Source organism: uncultured Campylobacter sp. (assembly GCF_938018145.1).
GTDB lineage: Bacteria > Campylobacterota > Campylobacteria > Campylobacterales > Campylobacteraceae > Campylobacter_A.
Genome location: NZ_CALIII010000404.1, coordinates 1 through 3,186 on the forward strand (window position 1 = coordinate 1; position 3,186 = coordinate 3,186).

Below are 3,186 nucleotides of genomic sequence, written 5' to 3' on the forward strand. Positions count from 1 at the left end.
ACGGCCGTAAGCGCGGTCACCGAGTGGCTAAATCTAAGCGTAAAAGCGGATAACGACGAACTAACTGGAAAACTAGCGATCAGAGGCAAGGCGCGAAAAGCCGTGATAAAACAGGTCGCAAACTATGATTTTACGGTGCTCGGACTGCAAGAGGTAGGACTAGACGGAGCGCGATTTGAAGCCGTGGCTAGCGACTTTTACTCGCCTAAATTTATGCAAAATAACAAAAAATCCCTCGCCGCAAAGCTTGAAAATTTTAAATCGGCATGGCTCAAAGACCCCTCAAAAAACGCCGCAAGCGCGCTAAATAACCTCGAGTATCAAAACGGCAAAATAAGAAGCGTCTGCGAACTAGGCGCAAGCGGAAAAGTCTGCAAAACCGTCTGGCTCAAAAACCTAAAAAAGATAAATTTAAGCGACGTTTTTAAGGATTTAAACGACGCAAATTTAGCGGCGATATTTGCAAAAGAAAAGATAACGCCGAGCGAAAATTTTATGCTCTCGCCAAGCGGGATTACGTTTTTTGACGGTGCGACCGGCGGAAAAAACAGCGAGATATCGCTACCGCTTGAGCCCATCAAAGAGCATTTAAAGCAAAATTTTGGGCTGTTTTAGGCAAATTTTCCGCCAGAAAAGGAAATCTTGAAACATGCAAGACAAAATTTGATAGCTTAAATTTTGCAAAATTTATTTGAAAGCGTAGCGATGAAAAACAAATCTAACGCCCAAATCTGCGGTATCGACGAGGCGGGACGCGGCGCGCTGGCTGGGCCTTTAGCGGTAGCCGCATGCGTGCTAAAGCGCGAGATAGCGGGGGTAAACGACTCTAAAAAACTAACCGCAAAGCGGCGCGAGGAGCTGTTTAAAGAGATCGCGGGAAGCTCGGAATTTCTCATCGCGTATTTTTCAAACGAGCAGATCGACGAGCTGGGGCTTAGCGAGTGTCTTAGGCGCGCGCTGCAGCTGTTTAAGTCGCATTTTGCGGACTGCGAGCTACTCTACGACGGCAACGCAAACTACGGCACCGGCATAAAAACGATGGTTGGAGCCGACGGCAAAGTGGCACAGGTAAGCGCGGCCAGCATCCTAGCCAAAGTAAGCCGCGACGCGCTGATGACGGCGTGGGACGGCGTGCATGCGGGCTACGGATACGCCGCACATAAGGGCTACGGCACGAAGGCGCATCTGGACGCTATCGCGAGGCTTGGCGACTCGCCGCTACAAAGACGCAGCTTTCGCGTGAAAAGTTTTGAACGCGGCTATTTGATGAATGATTTTTAGGCAATAAGCGACTTACTCTAATCTGCACATTTAACTTCAAGAACAAATTAAAAATACTGGATTGTTGCTTCAGTTTTAATAAGTCACGATTTGCTATTATCCAAATCAGCTGCTCGCAAGCAGTTTTTCTAGTTTGCGATTTTTAAAGAATTTAACGACGTCAAACGCGATCTTGGCAGCCAAAAGCGCCAAAAAAACGTGTCTAAAAGCATAAAATTTGCCTAAATATTTATGCTTTTTCATGAGTTTTAGCGCGAGTGTTTTTATCGCTTCTATCGGCTTTTTGATTGCTTCGCCGATCATTTTGTCCTTTATCTCGTGGACGACGAGAGCAGTTATGGTTTTTAGGTATTTTTTCTTTTTTGAGACGGGTAAATCTTGCGGTTTTTGCGTCGCGGTTTCGACGTAAACGCTGTCAATCCAATCCTCAAAATTTTGCCGAGCATTTTTACTTTTTAAGAGTTTTTCGCCAGCTTTGCTTATCTCGTAAATCCCACGCGAAGTCTTTAAAACGATCCTTTTTTCTTGCGGCAAAGCTTGAATTTTAGGGCTATTTGCTATGACGCCTAAAAGCGCGTCCGTTTTGCTCTGGCTGGCACCCGTTTCGCGCGATAAAAACTCCGCTATCTCTTTACGACTCGCCTTTTTTCTCTCGTTTAAAAACTGTGCCAATAAAAATAATCCTTGATAATCCATCGCAAAAACTCTCATTATTATATTAAAATGAGAATTATACTTAAAATATATCAAAATAAAATAAAAGCCAGTATCATTTTGATTTTGGTATATCGCAAGATAAATTAATTTTGCCTAGTTAAAACAAAGTGTTTGTGTTGTAAATTTGAAATTTATCCGCGCAAAGGCCGTAAAATTTGCAGCAAATTCTACGGCAAATTTCAAAGAAAGATAGTATCTTTAGCCTTAAATTTAACTAACAAAAAACTCCTGAGCAGCCTGCTTGCTCTCAAAAGGTTTCACGCAAATCTCGCGCTCGCCAATCCTAGCTCGCACCGCCGTATCTTTATCGGCTCTGGTGTAAGTAAGCGCCAGCCGAACGGCAAGCTCGAGGTCAGCCTCGTTAAATTTAGCATCCACGAAGCTCACCGCACCCACGATATCGCCGTCAAATTTGATCTGAGTAAATTTTGGATTATTTAGAGCTAGCAGTTTGGCGTTATCGTTTTCGTCGCGGCCGATGACCATTTTGGTGCCGTTTGTTAGGCGCAGATGGCGTCCGAGGCGCAGTAGCTGCATATCCGCGCTCGTCATATCCGGGTCAAATTTGATGAAATCTCTGATTTTATTCGCAAAGCTCTCGATCGTGAGCAAGCACCCGCCGCCAGGCGTCTCGTACTCGCTAAAGCCAAATTCCTTCGCAAGCGCGAGCTGTCTCTTGCGGTCGCGTCCGCCGATAGCGAGCAGTTTGCTGCGATCGACCCAGCCCTCGCGCTCGGGTTTTGTTGGCTTCATCAGCCGTGCAGACATCGGGCGCAAGATAAGATCCTCCTCGTCGCCCGCGGCGTTTTTGACCCGCAACATCGCGTCGCGCCTCTGGCTCATCGTACGTTGACCGACCACTTCACCGGTCGCTATAAAGTCCGCCCCCTCAGAGCGCATCATCGCAAGCGCCGTTTTAAACATATATCCGTGGCAGTCGATGCAGGGGTTAAAGTGCTTGCCGTAGCCGTATTTTGGCGTAAAAAGCACGTCGCGCAGGTATTCGTTTCTGATATCTACGATCTTAAACTCGGCTCCGGCTTCGTTCGCGCGGCGGCGTAAAATTTCCATCTTTCCCTCATCGCCGCTAAAGCCGATATCGATGTGCACCGCCGTAACGTCGATGCCTTGGTTTGTCAGCAGCTTGATGGCGATCATGCTGTCCAGCCCGCCGCTAAATAAAACTAA

Annotated in this window: 4 protein-coding genes; 2 read left to right on the forward strand and 2 right to left on the reverse strand. The window is 46.7% G+C overall.

Going from position 1 to position 3,186, the window contains the following annotated elements; all coding sequences use genetic code 11:
• Both Q0338_RS09295 and Q0338_RS09300 read left to right on the forward strand, forming a co-directional pair.
• Window positions 1–615, forward strand: a 615-nt coding sequence (locus Q0338_RS09295; protein ID WP_298086507.1) for a hypothetical protein, incomplete at its 5' end; no start/stop codon positions are given.
• Window positions 616–705: 90 nt separating this feature from the next.
• Window positions 706–1,281 (forward strand): ribonuclease HII, encoded by a 576-nt coding sequence (locus tag Q0338_RS09300; protein ID WP_298086508.1) that lies wholly within the window; start codon window positions 706–708, stop codon window positions 1,279–1,281.
• A gap of 105 nt (window positions 1,282–1,386) precedes the next feature.
• Here Q0338_RS09300 and Q0338_RS09305 read toward each other — a convergent pair whose 3' ends face one another.
• Window positions 1,387–1,953, reverse strand: a complete 567-nt coding sequence (locus tag Q0338_RS09305) for a restriction endonuclease (protein WP_298086509.1) — start codon at window positions 1,951–1,953, stop codon at window positions 1,387–1,389.
• Between the two features lie 255 nt (window positions 1,954–2,208).
• The coding region (locus Q0338_RS09310) for an argininosuccinate synthase domain-containing protein (protein WP_298086510.1) at window positions 2,209–3,186 on the reverse strand (978 nt) is incomplete at its 5' end.